At 55.7% G+C, this 14,300-nt stretch carries 16 protein-coding genes and 1 tRNA gene; 11 read left to right on the top strand and 6 right to left on the bottom strand.

Going from position 1 to position 14,300, the window contains the following annotated elements; translation table 11 throughout:
* Positions 1-59: 59 nt before the first annotated feature.
* The 7 genes from WG622_RS02260 to phoB all read left to right on the top strand — a co-directional run bounded on the left by WG622_RS02260 (position 60) and on the right by phoB (position 7,424).
* Complete coding sequence (locus tag WG622_RS02260) at positions 60-1,088, top strand: sensor histidine kinase (protein WP_339402099.1); 1,029 nt, start codon at positions 60-62, stop codon at positions 1,086-1,088.
* A 139-nt stretch (positions 1,089-1,227) separates the two neighbouring features.
* Positions 1,228-2,265: a substrate-binding domain-containing protein gene (locus tag WG622_RS02265; protein WP_339402100.1), complete on the top strand. Its 1,038-nt coding sequence runs from the start codon at positions 1,228-1,230 to the stop codon at positions 2,263-2,265.
* A gap of 95 nt (positions 2,266-2,360) precedes the next feature.
* Positions 2,361-3,833 carry a phosphate ABC transporter permease subunit PstC gene (gene pstC / locus WG622_RS02270; RefSeq protein WP_339402101.1) on the top strand — a complete coding sequence of 491 codons (1,473 nt, stop codon included), beginning with the start codon at positions 2,361-2,363 and terminating at the stop codon, positions 3,831-3,833.
* Positions 3,830-5,173, top strand: a complete 1,344-nt coding sequence (gene pstA, locus WG622_RS02275) for a phosphate ABC transporter permease PstA (RefSeq protein ID WP_339402102.1) — start codon at positions 3,830-3,832, stop codon at positions 5,171-5,173. The genes pstC and pstA overlap by 4 nt, the downstream gene beginning before the upstream one ends.
* A 23-nt stretch (positions 5,174-5,196) precedes the next feature.
* A complete protein-coding gene (pstB, locus tag WG622_RS02280; RefSeq protein ID WP_209356305.1) occupies positions 5,197-5,994 on the top strand; it encodes a phosphate ABC transporter ATP-binding protein PstB in 798 nt (265 codons plus the stop codon).
* 5 nt (positions 5,995-5,999) lie between these two features.
* Complete coding sequence (phoU, locus tag WG622_RS02285; RefSeq protein WP_209356306.1) at positions 6,000-6,719, top strand: phosphate signaling complex protein PhoU; 720 nt, start codon at positions 6,000-6,002, stop codon at positions 6,717-6,719.
* 15 nt (positions 6,720-6,734) lie between these two features.
* A complete protein-coding gene (gene phoB / locus WG622_RS02290) occupies positions 6,735-7,424 on the top strand; it encodes a phosphate regulon transcriptional regulator PhoB (protein ID WP_339402103.1) in 690 nt (229 codons plus the stop codon).
* Positions 7,425-7,477: 53 nt separating this feature from the next.
* Here the strand turns inward: phoB and WG622_RS02295 are convergent.
* Both WG622_RS02295 and WG622_RS02300 read right to left on the bottom strand, forming a co-directional pair.
* Positions 7,478-7,554 (bottom strand) — tRNA-Ile (locus WG622_RS02295).
* A gap of 64 nt (positions 7,555-7,618) precedes the next feature.
* A complete protein-coding gene (locus tag WG622_RS02300; protein WP_339402104.1) occupies positions 7,619-8,296 on the bottom strand; it encodes a phosphatase domain-containing putative toxin in 678 nt (225 codons plus the stop codon).
* Positions 8,297-8,449: 153 nt separating this feature from the next.
* Between WG622_RS02300 and purM the strand changes: the two genes are divergently transcribed.
* From purM to rnd, 3 genes are all read left to right on the top strand, one after another.
* Entirely contained in the window at positions 8,450-9,496 is a 1,047-nt protein-coding gene (gene purM / locus WG622_RS02305) for a phosphoribosylformylglycinamidine cyclo-ligase (RefSeq protein ID WP_339402105.1), read from the top strand.
* Complete coding sequence (gene purN / locus WG622_RS02310; RefSeq protein ID WP_339402106.1) at positions 9,493-10,077, top strand: phosphoribosylglycinamide formyltransferase; 585 nt, start codon at positions 9,493-9,495, stop codon at positions 10,075-10,077. Before purM ends, purN begins: the two co-directional genes overlap by 4 nt.
* A gap of 98 nt (positions 10,078-10,175) precedes the next feature.
* Complete coding sequence (gene rnd, locus WG622_RS02315; RefSeq protein WP_339402107.1) at positions 10,176-11,333, top strand: ribonuclease D; 1,158 nt, start codon at positions 10,176-10,178, stop codon at positions 11,331-11,333.
* Between the two features lie 6 nt (positions 11,334-11,339).
* Here the strand turns inward: rnd and WG622_RS02320 are convergent, their stop codons facing one another.
* Complete coding sequence (locus WG622_RS02320; protein WP_339402108.1) at positions 11,340-11,846, bottom strand: hypothetical protein; 507 nt, start codon at positions 11,844-11,846, stop codon at positions 11,340-11,342.
* A 126-nt stretch (positions 11,847-11,972) separates the two neighbouring features.
* Here WG622_RS02320 and WG622_RS02325 point away from each other — a divergent pair, with 126 nt between their 5' ends.
* Positions 11,973-12,380, top strand: a complete 408-nt coding sequence (locus WG622_RS02325; RefSeq protein ID WP_339402109.1) for a SufE family protein — start codon at positions 11,973-11,975, stop codon at positions 12,378-12,380.
* A 53-nt stretch (positions 12,381-12,433) separates the two neighbouring features.
* On the opposite strand, the gene WG622_RS02330 is transcribed toward WG622_RS02325, so the two are convergent.
* From WG622_RS02330 to fumC, 3 genes are read right to left on the bottom strand one after another with little or no spacing between them, the layout of a single operon-like run.
* Entirely contained in the window at positions 12,434-12,652 is a 219-nt protein-coding gene (locus WG622_RS02330; protein WP_339402110.1) for a ribbon-helix-helix domain-containing protein, read from the bottom strand.
* On the bottom strand, positions 12,649-12,825 hold the full coding sequence (locus tag WG622_RS02335; RefSeq protein ID WP_339402111.1) for a DUF4169 family protein: 177 nt from the start codon (positions 12,823-12,825) through the stop codon (positions 12,649-12,651). The genes WG622_RS02330 and WG622_RS02335 overlap by 4 nt, the downstream gene beginning before the upstream one ends.
* Positions 12,825-14,219 carry a class II fumarate hydratase gene (gene fumC, locus WG622_RS02340; RefSeq protein ID WP_339402112.1) on the bottom strand — a complete coding sequence of 465 codons (1,395 nt, stop codon included), beginning with the start codon at positions 14,217-14,219 and terminating at the stop codon, positions 12,825-12,827. The genes WG622_RS02335 and fumC overlap by 1 nt, the downstream gene beginning before the upstream one ends.
* Positions 14,220-14,300: the final 81 nt, after the last annotated feature.

Genomic DNA, 14,300 nt, shown 5'->3' on the forward strand with positions numbered 1-14,300 from the left:
AGAACAATCCTGAACGTTTGCGCCAAGTTACATTCGCTGCCGTTCAGACCCGTTCCATCATGATTGACTCTCTGCTTGAAGCCATTCCTTTGCCAGCCGTTTTGATTGGCACGGACGCGCGTCTTTTAGGGGGCAATGAACGTGCCATTCGCCTGCAACCCAACGCCGGAGATCGTCGCGCGTTCATTCTAGTGTTTCGCCAACCGGGCTTTAGCACGGCGTTCGAGCAATGCATTCGCACCAGACAGCCACAGACCACCGTGTATCTGCACACCGACGAAGGGCATGAGATCCGGTATGACGTGACCTGTTCCTATGTGGAGTTCGGGGAAACCAAAGGCGTCCTTGCCTGTTTTCGCGATGTAACCGAAGTCGAACAGGCGGGCGAAATCCGTCGAGACTTTGTCGCCAACGTCAGCCATGAATTGAAAACACCGCTTACCGCTTTGCTTGGCTTTATCGAAACCCTGCAAGGGCCCGCACGCAATGACGATGCCGCGCGGGATCGGTTCCTTGGCATCATGGGGGCCGAAGCCAGCCGAATGAACCGCCTTGTCGGGGATTTGTTGTCCCTAAGCCGTGTCGAAGAAGAAGCGCGGATGCGACCGACCGATTCCATAGATGTTGCAGACATCGTGAACACAGTCGTGCGGAACCTCTGCGAAGTTGCCAAGGCTCAAGAGGTCGAGATCTCGGTTCAGGGGCTGGAGGCGGAGACCAAGGTCTTGGGCGATTCAGATCAGCTTTTGCAGGTTTTTACCAACCTGATCGAAAATGCGGTTAAATATGGCGGCAGCGGTGGGGCGGTTTCTGTTACCTTCAAATCTGTCGACCGCGATCCGTTTCTGCGCCGACCTGCAGTTCGGATCGAAGTGAAAGATAATGGGCCCGGCATTGATCCCCTGCATATCCCACGCCTGACCGAACGGTTTTACCGCATCGACTCGCATCGCTCGCGTGAAATGGGCGGAACGGGGCTGGGTCTGGCCATCGTCAAGCACATCGTGAATCGCCACCGTGGCCGCATGAAAATCGAGAGCGCTTTGGGGCAGGGCAGCACTTTTGCGGTGATCCTCCCGAAAAATTAAAGGGCAAATTGGATTTGTAGAGCAAATCCAGACCAGCTTCATAAAACTGTTACACAACCGTCACAAAAGCGTAAGCAACCAAGCCTACTTCCGCGCTCAGGTTGCTCATAGACGAGCTTCCCTAATCAGGAGTTAAAAAATGTCCGTTAAACTGACCGTGTCCGCTGTAGCGATTGCTGCCATCGCTGCCACTTCCGCCGCAGCACGTGATCAAGTTCAAGTCGCCGGTTCTTCCACCGTTCTTCCATATGCTTCCATCGTTGCTGAAGCGTTCGGTGAAAACTTCGACTTCCCGACCCCAGTTGTTGAATCCGGTGGGTCTTCTGCTGGTCTGAAGCGTTTCTGTGAAGGTGTTGGCGAAAACACCATCGACATCGCAAACGCATCCCGCAAAATCAAAGATAAAGAAGTTAAAGCGTGCGCAGAAGCAGGCGTAACTGACATCATCGAAGTTCGCATCGGTTATGACGGCATCGTTTTCGCATCCGACATCAACGGCGAATCCTTTGAATTCACCCCAAGCGATTGGTTCCTGGCTCTGTCCGACACCGTTCTGGTTGACGGCGAAATGGTTCCAAACACCAACGCAACCTGGGCTGACGTAAACCCAGCGTTCCCAGCACAGCCTCTGGCAGCTTACGTTCCAGGCACCAAGCACGGCACACGCGAAGTTTTCGAAGACAAAGTGATCCTGGCCGGCTGTGAAGCGACTGGCGCGTTCGACGTGATCAAAGCGTCCATGGGCGGCGACAAGAAAAAAGCTGAAAAAGCATGTATCGCTCTGCGGACTGATGGCGTTTCTGTCGACATCGACGGCGACTACACCGAGACCCTGGCGTCCATCGAATCCAACAAAGACGGCATCGGCGTCTTTGGTCTGGCATTCTACGAGAACAACACCGACAAGCTGCAAGTTGCGACTATGTCCGGCATCGTTCCTTCCACCGAGTCCATCGCGACCGGTGAATACCCTGTGTCCCGCCCACTGTACTTCTACATCAAGAAGGCACACATCGGCGTTATCCCAGGCGTAAAAGAATATGCTGAGTTCTTCATCGCTGACGAAATCGCAGGCCCAGACGGCCCACTGGCAGCATACGGTCTGGTTGCAGACCCAGAGCTGGCAGACACCCAAGAAGCAGTTTCTGACGAAGCAGTGCTTGGCGCAAACATGTAATTGCCTTAAGGCAATCACGAGGACGGCGGTCTCGCCGTCCTCATTCACGAAAAGCCGTTGGTTATCACCTGCGCATCCAAACAAACGGAGTATCCATGCCTGTACTTTGGCTCGTGCTGATCGTCTTTGCTCTTGCGACGGTCGGCTTTTTTGTTGGACGGATGCGTGCGTTGCAGTCAGCGGGTGGCGATAGCCGCAACCTACATTCTCTTCCTTACTTTTATGGCACCAATGTTGCTTTGAAAGTTCTGGTTCCAGCGCTTTTGGTGCTTGGCATTTGGACTTTGTTGCAGGGTGTAATCATCAACAATGTGGTCTCCTCTGGCTTGCCTGCCAGCGCAATTCCCGAGGGCTCGACAATTGGTCTGGTGATGTCCGAAGTGCGCCGGGTCGCCGAGGGGCTTGATCTCTTGGTTGCTGAAGGGCTGATGAGCCAATCGCAGTCCGAGAACCTACGCGCCGAGTTTACAGACGTGCGGGCCCGCCTTGCCGAAGTCGGCATCGCACTTGGGGCAAATGTGGAAAACAGCGTTCTTAAGGCCGCGCAATCCTATCGCTCGATGACGGCAACCGGGTCTGTCATCATGACGCTTTTGGTACTGTGCCTCGCCATCGCAGGGGCTGGGTTTTCGATTGCTCAGACCCACAAGAATTTCCGCGCCCGCAACACGGTGGAACGCGGTGTCTTGGTTCTGTTGATCGCGGCAGCGTCTCTCGCGATTTTGACAACCGTCGGCATCGTTTTGTCGATGGTTTTTGAGACCCGCAACTTTTTTGGCCTGCACAGCTGGACCGATTTTTTCTTCGGCTCCACCTGGGCGCCAAACTTCCGCGGAGACTCCGAACTTTCGATCCTGCCGCTCTTGTGGGGCACGCTCTACATTTCCTTTGTCGCACTGTTGGTGGCTGTGCCGGTTGGCCTTTTTGCTGCGATATACCTGTCTGAATATGCGTCCCGCCCCGTGCGCAGCTTTGCCAAGCCTCTGCTTGAGATTCTTGCCGGCATCCCGACCATCGTCTACGGCCTGTTCGCGCTGGTGACCTTTGGCCCATTCCTTCTTCGTATCTTCGGAGACGGTGGTTACTTGGGCATCGACTGGATGACTGATGCGCGCTCAGTTGCAACTGCGGGCATTGTGATGGGCATTATGCTGATCCCATTCGTGAGCTCACTTTCGGACGACATCATCAACGCGGTGCCGCAGTCGATGCGCGATGGCTCTTATGGTTTGGGGGCCACTAAGTCTGAGACCATCAAACAGGTGGTCCTGCCTGCCGCATTGCCCGGTATCGTCGGCGCTATACTCTTGGCCACGTCACGCGCCATCGGCGAGACCATGATCGTGGTGATGGGGGCAGGGGCCATCGCGCGCTTTGCCGGTAACCCTCTGGAAGCACTCACGACCATCACCACACGGATCGTCAGCCAGTTGACTGGTGATGGCGACTTTGCCAGCCCAGAAACACTGGTCGCGTTCGCCCTTGGCCTGACGCTCTTCGTGCTCACTCTGGGGCTTAACGTTCTGGCCCTCTACATCGTCCGCAAATATCGGGAACAATACGAATGACCGACGCAAGCATGCCCGAAAACGCGGTGAAAACCTCGATCCACACGCTGGATGCGCGCACCAAAAAGCGCAATGCAGCCGAAGCCCGCTTCAAAGCCTATGGAATTGCAGCTATTGCGGCCGGCCTGATGATGCTGGTGGTTCTTGTGACCACTATCGTTGGCAATGGCTTCGGTGCGTTTCAACAGACCTTCATTACCCTGGACGTCGAGCTCGTTGAAAAGAAGCTCGACAAAAAGGGAAACCGAGACATTGCCGACATCAAGAAAGTTTCGACTTTCGGTTATGCCCCGCTTTTGAAAACGGCCTTTGAGACCAAAGTCGAAGAGCTGGGCATTGAAACTGATCTCAAGTCTAAATCTATGAGTGCGCTTTTGTCCAAATCAGCGCCAGCGCAGATGCGCGACTTTGTGCTGGAAGACGTCTCTCGCATTGGTCAGACCGTTGAATTCACCTTCCTCGCCAACTCCCGGATTGATGGCTATCTAAAAGGCCGCGTGACGCGTGAGAGTATTGCGAATGACAAAAACGTGTCGGTCGAACAGCTTGATTTCGTGGATCAAATGGTCGAGGCAGGCGTGATTGAGAAGCGCTTCAACATCGATTTCATAATCGGCGCAGATGCATCTGACCAACGACCAGAGGCCGCCGGGATCGGTGTCGCGATGGCGGGATCATTCTTTATGATGCTGGTGGTTCTTTGTCTGGCTCTGCCAATAGGCGTCGCAGCTTCGATCTATCTGGAAGAATTCGCGCCTAAGAACTGGCTGACTGACGTTATCGAGGTGAACATTTCAAACCTCGCAGCCGTGCCGTCGATTGTCTTCGGTATCCTCGGCCTTGCGGTCTTCATCAACTATATACACCTGCCACAGTCTGCCCCATTGGTGGGTGGCCTCGTGCTGACCCTGATGACCCTGCCAACCATCATCATCTCGACCCGCGCGTCGCTCAAAGCCGTGCCTCCGTCGATCCGAGATGCGGCTCTCGGCCTTGGCGCCTCCAAGATGCAATCGGTCTTTCACCATGTTTTGCCATTAGCAGCCCCCGGCATCCTGACCGGCACAATCATTGGCCTCGCGCAGGCCCTGGGTGAAACCGCACCGCTCTTGTTGATCGGCATGATCGGCTTTATCGCGTCAAACCCACCGGACAGCCTGGCCTCGGGCCTTCTGGACCCCAATTCGGCCATGCCAGCCCAGATCTATGAATGGGCGAAACGCGCAGACCCTGCGTTCTACGAACGCGCGTGGGGAGGCATCATTATCCTCCTCGTCTTCCTTGTGACAATGAATACCGTTGCGGTCATCCTGCGCCGTCGGTTCGAGCGCCGTTGGTAATACGGCAGAAGGACGATAAACTCATGTATGACGCACCAAATCTGGAGACCGCTGTGGAGCAGAAAAACATCAAATTCTCAGCCTCTGGGGTTCAGGTCTATTACGGCGACACCCATGCGATCAAAGACGTTTCCGTCGAGATTGAAGACAAGAAGGTCACGGCCTTTATTGGCCCGTCAGGTTGTGGCAAGTCCACTTTCCTGCGCACGCTGAACCGTATGAACGACACGATTGATATCTGTCGTGTGACTGGCGACATCCGTCTGGACGGCGAAGACATTTACGACCCAAAGGTCGATCCCGTGCAGTTGCGCGCCAAGGTCGGCATGGTGTTTCAGAAACCAAACCCGTTCCCCAAGTCGATCTACGACAATATCGCCTATGGCCCACGTATCCACGGACTTGCAAATTCCAAAGCGGAACTCGATGAGATTGTCGAAAAATCCCTGCGCCGTGGCGCGATCTGGGATGAGGTCAAAGACCGCCTCGATGCGCCGGGCACTGGCCTGTCTGGCGGTCAGCAGCAACGCCTGTGTATCGCGCGTGCTGTTGCCACCGAACCTGAAGTTCTGTTGATGGATGAGCCATGCTCGGCGCTTGACCCAATCGCAACCGCGCAAGTCGAAGAGCTGATCGACGAGCTGCGCACCAGCTATTCCGTCGTGATCGTCACCCACTCAATGCAGCAGGCGGCGCGCGTGTCGCAGAAGACCGCCTTCTTCCACCTCGGCAATCTGGTCGAGTTCGACGACACCTCCAAAATCTTCACCAACCCCACAGATGAGCGCACCGAAAGCTACATCACAGGCCGGATCGGGTAAGAGCTATGACCGAAGATCTCCATATCGTATCCTCTTTTGACCGCGACCTCGAAGGCATTCAGGCGCATATCATGAAAATGGGCGGGCTGGTCGAAGAGGCGATCCTTGATGCCAGCCAAGCTCTGATCAAACGCGACGAAGAGCTGTCCGAGAAGGTGCGCGAACGCGATGCCGCGATTGATGCGCTCGAAGAGCTGATCAATGACGAAGCCGCCCGTGTGATTGCTCTGCGCTCACCAACTGCGATCGACCTGCGTCTGATCCTGTCGGTCATCAAGATTTCCGGCAACCTGGAGCGTATCGGCGACTATGCCAAGAACCTCGCGAAACGGAACGCAGTGCTCGTGCATATGTCTCCGGTTGAAGGCTCTCGTCGTGCGCTTGGTCGCATGGCCAAAGAAGTGCAGCTGATGCTGAAAGACGCGCTGGATGCCTATATCCAACGCGACGTCGAACTGGCCCAGGAGATCCTTGAGCGCGACAACGACATCGACCAGATGTACAACGCGCTTTTCCGCGAATTCCTGACCTTCATGATGGAAGATCCACGCCACATCACCCCCTGTATGCACCTGCATTTCATCGCAAAAAACACCGAGCGCATGGGAGACCATGTAACAGCCATTGCCGAGCAAGTGATCTATCTGGTCACCGGCAAAATGCCAGAAGACAACCGTCCTAAGACTGGCTTCCTAGAGGCCGATGACGAGTCCGCGGACGCCTAAGGAAAGGACTCACTTATGTCCAACGATCACCCAAAGGTTCTTCTGGTCGAAGACGAGCCGGCACAACGCGAAGTTCTAAAATATAACCTGCAATCTGAAGGGTTTGACGTGGTTGCCGCTGCGGACGGCGACGAAGCAATCCTTTTGGTCGAAGAAGAAACGCCAGATATCATCGTTCTGGATTGGATGTTGCCTGGCATCTCCGGTATCGAGATTTGCCGTCGCATCAAAAGCAAGTCGCATACACGCTCGATCCCGGTCATCATGCTGTCGGCCCGCGCCGAAGAGGTGGACCGCGTGCGTGGTTTGGAAACCGGCGCGGATGATTATGTGGTAAAACCTTATTCCGTGCTGGAGCTGATGGCGCGGGTGCGCAGCCAATTGCGGCGAGTGCGTCCGGCGTCTGTCGGCCAGCGTCTGGAATATGAAGACATTATACTGGACAGCGAAACCCATCGCGTCACACGCAGCGACAATCCCCTAAAGCTCGGTCCGACCGAATTCCGCCTGTTGTCGACCTTCATGGAAAAGCCCGGTCGTGTCTGGAGCCGCGAACAGCTTTTGGATCGCGTTTGGGGCAGGGACATCTATGTCGATAGCCGAACTGTTGACGTGCACGTCGGCCGTCTGCGCAAGGCTTTGTGTCTGCATGGCGGAGAAGATCCTGTGCGCACGGTGCGGGGCGCAGGCTACGCGCTGGGATGAAGTTTGCGCGTCACTTTTAAAGTGATGCGTAATTGCTTGATTTTATTTGAAATTGGTAGGCCCGGCAGGACTTGAACCCGCAACCAAAGCGTTATGAGCGCTCTGCTCTAACCAATTGAGCTACAGGCCCTACCTTGTGCTTCTGTGGCTATCATATTGGCTTTCCGCGTCAAGAGAGCAGATGCCGCTTTGCGCTAGTTTCTGCGCTCGGCATCAAAGGCGGCTTGTTCGGCCTCTTGGTCATACTCGCGCAAAAACCAGTCTCGCAAAGAAACACCCGTTAGCGCTTGCGCCCTCCCATAGGCGCGTAGGGTATGGCCCATGATGCCCGTCTTGCGGTCATTCACATGCAGATACTTAAACGAAAGCATCGTTTGTGCCTCGGCAACGGACTTTCCCTCGCTGTGAATCAGATACAGCGCACTAGCGAGCCCCGCGCGGTCTGCGCCTGACTTGCAATGCATCAGCAAGGGCTTCTCGACCGTGTCAAAAAGATCCAAGAGGGCTAAAAGCTCTTTTGGATCAGGTGCGTAGTGGGCATTCAGATTGAGCGTATGCATCGTGATGCCGTAATCTCGGCAATAGTGTTCCTCAAGCAAATAGGGCACCGAACCAGCGCCACCACGTAGATTGAGGATGGTCTTAATGCCAAGCTCTGCGAGTTTCGGAAACCGTCGACCATTGGGATAGTTCGAGCGAAATACGTCCGGCGCGATCTGGTGCAAATTTGACCAATACCGGCGGAAAAACCCGTGATCATGCCAAGTCACATAGCGCTCGGCGGCGTCGACCGAAAAATCCGCCACCAAAGCCTTATTCGCCTCGGTCCGTTTACGGCTGTCCCAAGCCTGAATGCGTTTGATCAGTGACACGCGCGCGCCTTTGCCTAACTTCTTGCGCCTATCGATACCTGATCCACCCTCTGAGGCAACCTCAATGTCGCAATTCGTCCCCTTTGCCTTGCGAGGCCGCGCGGTTTGATTTACTGGACCCCCAAAGCAGTTGATCCACCTGAGGGGCCTCCTATGAGCACTGGCAAAAACGGCATCACATATGCGGATGCGGGCGTTGATATTGACGCGGGCAACGACCTTGTAGAACGCATCAAACCGGCTGCGAAACGCACCAAACGCTCTGGTGTTATGGCAGGTCTGGGTGGCTTTGGCGCGCTGTTTGACCTTAAGGATGCGGGTTATACGGATCCGATCCTCGTAGCTGCGACGGATGGCGTTGGCACCAAGCTGCGCATCGCCATCGATACGGGCTATATGGACACGGTTGGCATCGATCTGGTGGCAATGTGCGTCAACGATCTGGTCTGTCAGGGCGCGGAGCCTCTGTTTTTCTTGGATTATTTCGCGACCGGCAAGCTGGACACCGACTCTGCGGCCCGCGTCATCGAAGGCATCGCGCAGGGCTGTGTCGACAGCGGCTGCGCGCTGATCGGTGGCGAAACCGCAGAAATGCCGGGCATGTATGAGGACGGCGATTTCGACCTCGCAGGCTTCTCTGTCGGCGCTATGGAGCGTGGGACGGATCTGCCAACAGACGTGTCCGAGGGCGACATCCTTCTGGGGCTGGCGTCAAACGGCGTGCATTCCAATGGCTACTCTTTGGTGCGCAAACTCGTTGAGGTCTCGGGCCTCAGCTGGGACGCAGATTGCCCTTGGGAAGAAGGCACTTTGGGAGCCTCCTTACTCAAGCCAACCAAACTCTACGTCAAACCCGCGCTGTCGGCGATCCGCAGCGGCGGCGTGCATGCTTTGGCCCATATCACCGGCGGCGGCTTGACCGAAAACCTGCCACGCGTGTTGCCAGAAGGTCTGGGCGCAGAGATCGACCTGTCCACATGGACATTGCCCGGCGTCTTCAAATGGCTCGCGCAAACCGGTGGCATGTCCGAGGCTGAGATGCTCAAGACCTTTAACTGCGGCATCGGCATGATCCTTGCTGTAGCGCCAGACCAGTTGACCTCTGTTCAAGAAGCGCTGGCGGAATGCGGTGAGATCCCTGTGACCATCGGCAAGGTCACCTCTGAGGGCGCAATGCGCTATCAAGGCAGCCTTCTTTGACGCTCCGCGTTGCTATTCTGATTTCCGGCGGCGGCTCCAATATGGTCCGCCTGCTTGAAGACATGGCCGAGCCTGGCCATGCAGCCGAACCTGTTCTGGTGCTGGCCAATGATCCAACAGCCGGTGGCCTCGCGAAGGCTGCTGCACAGGGTATCGCGACGTCAGTTGTGGATCATCGCGATTTCAAAGGCGACCGTGCTGGGTTCGAGGCGGCCATCGACAAAGTGCTGCGAAAGGCCGACGTTGATATCGTCTGTCTAGCCGGTTTCATGCGCATTCTGGGCGCAGATTTTGTTGGCGGTTGGGAAGGGCGGATGCTTAATATTCACCCATCTTTATTGCCGAAATACAAAGGCTTGCACACGCATCAGCGGGCACTGGATGCAGGCGACACAGAGCATGGATGCTCGGTGCACCTGGTGACGCCCGCCTTGGATGACGGCCCGATCCTTGGGCAAGCCACTGTGCCTGTGCAAGAGGGCGACACAGCGGATACACTGGCCGCGCGGGTTCTAAAAGAAGAGCATCAACTCTACCCAAAAGTGCTACGTGAGTTCGCAACTTCCCTCAAAGCTGAGTGATAAACGCATAAGCGAATAGGTTGTTTGCAATTTCGTCATAGACCACGTAGGTCTGTGGATAAGGCGACGAGCAAGACAATCTAGAAGATCACCTCTTTATGAAAACACTCACCACGACCGAAGAGCTTGCGCAGTTCTGCGACATGGCGCGCACCCAACCCTATGTCACCATCGACACGGAATTTCTGCGCGAACGGACCTATTATTCCAAGCTGTGCCTCATTCAATTGGCCGTGCCGGATTTTGGTGGGGACGACGCTGTTCTGGTTGATCCGCTGGTGGGAGATATGTCGCTTGAACCTCTTTACGAGCTGTTTCGCGATACCTCGGTGGTCAAAGTCTTTCACGCCGCGCGTCAGGATCTCGAAATCTTTTTCGTTGAGGCGGGGGTCTTTCCTGAGCCGCTGTTTGATACGCAGGTTGCGGCGATGGTTTGCGGCTTTGGTGAACAGGTCGGCTATGAAACACTCGTGCGCCGGATTGCAAAGCAGAGCCTGGATAAATCCAGCCGCTTTACAGATTGGTCTCGACGTCCGTTGACAGATGCGCAAAAGAAATATGCGCTGGCGGATGTTACGCACCTGCGCAAAATCTATGAATTCCTCGCGGGCAAGCTTGAGGAAAACAACCGTACGCATTGGGTAACCGAGGAAATCACGACGCTGACGTCGGCGGATACCTATACGCTTTTGCCTGAGGACGCTTGGCAGCGGGTCAAAACGCGCACGACAGCGCCCAAGTTTCTGGCAATCGTGCGCGAGCTGGCCAAATTCCGCGAGGCCTACGCGCAAGAACGTAATGTGCCGCGCAATCGCGTGTTCAAGGACGATGCGCTGATCGAACTGGCCTCGACAAAGCCCGGGTCTCTGGCGGACTTGGGGCGCTCGCGCCTTTTGTTGCGCGAGGCACGCAAGGGCGAGATTGCAGATGGCATCCTAAAGGGTGTGAAGGCCGGGATTGAGTGCCCGCAATCAGACATGCCGAAGGTGGCGAACCCCAAAGACAAGGCGCAGGTGAACCCCGCCTTGGCGGATCTTTTGCGGGTTTTGCTGAAGGCTAAGACGGAAAAATCCGGCGTTGCATCTAAACTGATCGCACCTACTTCGGATTTGGACCGCTTGGCCTCGGGCGAGCGGGATGTTCCGGCCTTGTCAGGCTGGCGGCGCGAGGTCTTTGGCGAGGATGCTTTGCGGCTCTGCGACGGTCAGATCGCCCTGACAGCCAAAGGCTCCAGCATCAAAATCATCAAACTTTAGAGCGATTTAGCGGCGGGACTGAAGCGTCTTATTCGCGCCAACGACGCGGATTGTACGCACGTTCGCCAGCTCTTGATCTGTGCGGAACACCGCTGCGGTGATTTCGCGGGATTGCGCAGGTCCTTGACGGAATCCCGGAGGCTGAACCGCAAGAAGCGTATAGGTCAGAACGCCTTTCACGGGCTCTTGATCTTCGTTTTCAGGCTCCATGCGCACATCAAATGCACCCTGCGTGGACGCGATGCCTTTGACACGGATGATAGCCCCACCTGCGACACGCTCGATTTTGAGGGTCGTGAGATCAGCCACCAAGGTGCCTGCATATGCAGCTTCGGGGCGACGCAGAAGGGATTCACGTTCCCGAGGGATCAGCGGGTTAATTTCTTCTGCGGGGGCTTCAACCGTTTCAGAGCCTCCGAACCAGTTGAATGGATTAATCGCGGAGTCCCGCACGCGCCCGCAGGCACTGAGTGTGAGCGTCGCAATAAGCAGAAGTCCGATTGTCTTTTTCATTGGCCTGCCGTCTCCCTTAGTCCTTTACCGAGTTAACGCATTGCCGCCGCGTTGAAAAGCCGCTTGCTGGGGGCTGGACGTTTTCCGTTCCGCGACATAGGTGAAGGGCAACAGAGGAATGTGACCATGGCCGCAGAAGCATTTGAAAAGATTGTCGAGGATTTCGAGTTCATCGAGGACTGGGAAGAGCGCTATCGCTATGTGATCGAGCAGGGGAAATCGATGGATCCTCTGGATGACGCGCTGAAAGTGCCTGCGACCAAAGTGGATGGCTGCGCAAGTCAGGTTTGGTTGCATCCAAAGATCGACGGCAATGTCATGTTTTTTGACGGCGACAGCGATGCGATGATTGTGCGCGGACTGATTGCTGTGCTGCGTAAGCTTTATAATGGTCTTACTTTGGATGAGGTCATGGCCGTCGATGCCAGAGCCGAATTCGCACGTTTGGGTCTGAACGACCATCTGTCCTCGCAACGGTCTAACGGCCTGAAAGCCATGATCGAGCGGGTGCGTCTGGTGGCGTCTCAGGCTTGATTTGCCCTGCGGGCAAAGCCTGCGGCGCGAGTATTTAATGCAAGATGAATGGGTTACGTTTCGCTTTTATAGTGCTGTAAGACATATAGGCGAATGGCACTAGCAAGGCCTGCATCAAGGTCACGCGATGCATCAATTTCAGCGGCCAGTGCATTGATTGGCATATCTTTTTCATCTGCAATTTCTCGAAAAGCGGACCAAAATTCATCTTCGAGAGAGACGCTGGTGCGGTGACCTTTGAGGGTAAGGGATCGTTTGACGGGACGGCTCATGTGTCTCGTTTATTACCATCCAGATCTCGGATGGATTTCTCTGACTGTTGGATATCGCGCTGTTTCTCAGCTTTGGTGCGACCGTATTTCACGCTGTTTTCGTCAGCGCGGGCCTTTTTGTCAGCCCGCGCTTTTTCTTTTCGAAACCGGTTCAGGTTGACCGGTTCAGACATCAGTCTTTGGGACCGATCATCTGTTCTGGACGCACGACCGCGTCAAAGGTCGCCTCATCCACAAAGCCAAGCGCGATGGCTTCTTCTTTGAGGGTGGTTCCGTTTTTGTGGGCTGTCTTAGCGACGGTGGTCGCGTTGTCATAACCGATGGTTGGCGCCAGAGCTGTCACCAGCATCAGCGATTCTTTCATCAGCTTGTCGATGCGCGCCTCATTGGCTTGGATGCCGTTCAGCATACGCTCGGTGAAGCTGTCGGCCACGTCTCCGAGCAGTTGGATCGACTGCAGCAGGTTGTAGGACATCATCGGATTATAGACGTTCAGTTCAAAGTGACCCTGGCTGCCCGCAAAGGTCATCGCTGCGTTGTTGCCCATGACGTGGGCCGCGACCTGGGTCATGGCTTCGGCCTGGGTTGGATTGACTTTGCCTGGCATGATCGAGGAGCCCGGCTCGTTTTCTGGCAGGATCAACTCGCCAAGGCCGGACCGCGGGCCAGAGCCCAAGAAACGGATATCATTGGCGATTTTATACATGGCGCCAGCCACAGTCGCCAATGCGCCGGACATAAAGACCATTGCGTCGTGTGCCGCGAGGCTTTCAAATTTATTCGGCGCGGTCACAAAAGGCAGGCCGGTGATCTCGGCCATATTGGCCGCAACGGTTTCGCCCCAGCCTTTTTGCGTGTTGAGGCCGGTGCCGACTGCGGTACCACCTTGCGCCAGCTCGTAGATGCCGGGCAGGGCGGCTTCGACGCGTGCGATGCCCTGGCGGATCTGGTGGGCATAGCCGCCAAATTCCTGACCGAGGGTCAGAGGCGTTGCGTCTTGGGTATGGGTCCGGCCGATCTTGATGATGTCTTTGAATTCTTCGGACTTCGCTTCCAGACCTTCGGCCAGTTTCGTGAGGCCCGGCATCAGCACGTCACGCACGGACATGGCAGTCGCGATATGCATCGCGGTCGGGAAAGTGTCGTTTGAGGACTGACCCATGTTGCAGTGGTCATTCGGGTGTACCGGATCTTTGGAGCCAATCACGCCGCCGAGGATTTCGATCGCCCGGTTGGCGATGACCTCATTGGAGTTCATGTTGGATTGGGTGCCAGAGCCCGTCTGCCAGACCACCAGCGGGAAGTTGTCGTCAAACTTGCCTTCGAAAACTTCGCCCGCGGCCTGAATGATAGCATCGGCAATCTTGGCGTCCAGCTTGCCTGACGCTTTGTTGGCCTGCGCACAGGCTTTTTTGATCACACCCAAAGCGCGTACGATGGCGACAGGCTGTTTTTCCCAACCGATTGGGAAGTTCATGATGGAGCGCTGCGTCTGTGCACCCCAGTATTTGTCGGCGGGAACCTCAAGAGGGCCAAAGCTGTCGGTTTCGGTACGGGTTTGAGACATTGTCTTCTCCGGCAAAAATAGATCAGACCTGTCATAGCCGACCGCACGGAAATTACAATCGATATACCCCACGCAAGCGCG

The sequence above is a fragment of the Cognatishimia coralii genome (genome assembly GCF_037478305.1).
Lineage (GTDB): Bacteria > Pseudomonadota > Alphaproteobacteria > Rhodobacterales > Rhodobacteraceae > Cognatishimia > Cognatishimia coralii.

What these genes read in the sequence shown, in the direction of transcription:
- WG622_RS02260 (WP_339402099.1), top strand. Translation starts at nt 60, where the DNA reads ATGATTGACTCTCTGCTTGAAGCCATTCCTTTGCCAGCCGTTTTGATT.
- WG622_RS02335 (WP_339402111.1), bottom strand. Translation starts at nt 12,825, where the DNA reads ATGTCTGAACCGGTCAACCTGAACCGGTTTCGAAAAGAAAAAGCGCGG.
- WG622_RS02330 (WP_339402110.1), bottom strand. Translation starts at nt 12,652, where the DNA reads ATGAGCCGTCCCGTCAAACGATCCCTTACCCTCAAAGGTCACCGCACC.
- WG622_RS02265 (WP_339402100.1), top strand. Translation starts at nt 1,228, where the DNA reads ATGTCCGTTAAACTGACCGTGTCCGCTGTAGCGATTGCTGCCATCGCT.
- WG622_RS02325 (WP_339402109.1), top strand. Translation starts at nt 11,973, where the DNA reads ATGGCCGCAGAAGCATTTGAAAAGATTGTCGAGGATTTCGAGTTCATC.
- phoB (WP_339402103.1), top strand. Translation starts at nt 6,735, where the DNA reads ATGTCCAACGATCACCCAAAGGTTCTTCTGGTCGAAGACGAGCCGGCA.
- phoU (WP_209356306.1), top strand. Translation starts at nt 6,000, where the DNA reads ATGACCGAAGATCTCCATATCGTATCCTCTTTTGACCGCGACCTCGAA.
- purM (WP_339402105.1), top strand. Translation starts at nt 8,450, where the DNA reads ATGAGCACTGGCAAAAACGGCATCACATATGCGGATGCGGGCGTTGAT.
- fumC (WP_339402112.1), bottom strand. Translation starts at nt 14,219, where the DNA reads ATGTCTCAAACCCGTACCGAAACCGACAGCTTTGGCCCTCTTGAGGTT.
- pstC (WP_339402101.1), top strand. Translation starts at nt 2,361, where the DNA reads ATGCCTGTACTTTGGCTCGTGCTGATCGTCTTTGCTCTTGCGACGGTC.
- pstB (WP_209356305.1), top strand. Translation starts at nt 5,197, where the DNA reads ATGTATGACGCACCAAATCTGGAGACCGCTGTGGAGCAGAAAAACATC.
- pstA (WP_339402102.1), top strand. Translation starts at nt 3,830, where the DNA reads ATGACCGACGCAAGCATGCCCGAAAACGCGGTGAAAACCTCGATCCAC.
- WG622_RS02320 (WP_339402108.1), bottom strand. Translation starts at nt 11,846, where the DNA reads ATGAAAAAGACAATCGGACTTCTGCTTATTGCGACGCTCACACTCAGT.
- rnd (WP_339402107.1), top strand. Translation starts at nt 10,176, where the DNA reads ATGAAAACACTCACCACGACCGAAGAGCTTGCGCAGTTCTGCGACATG.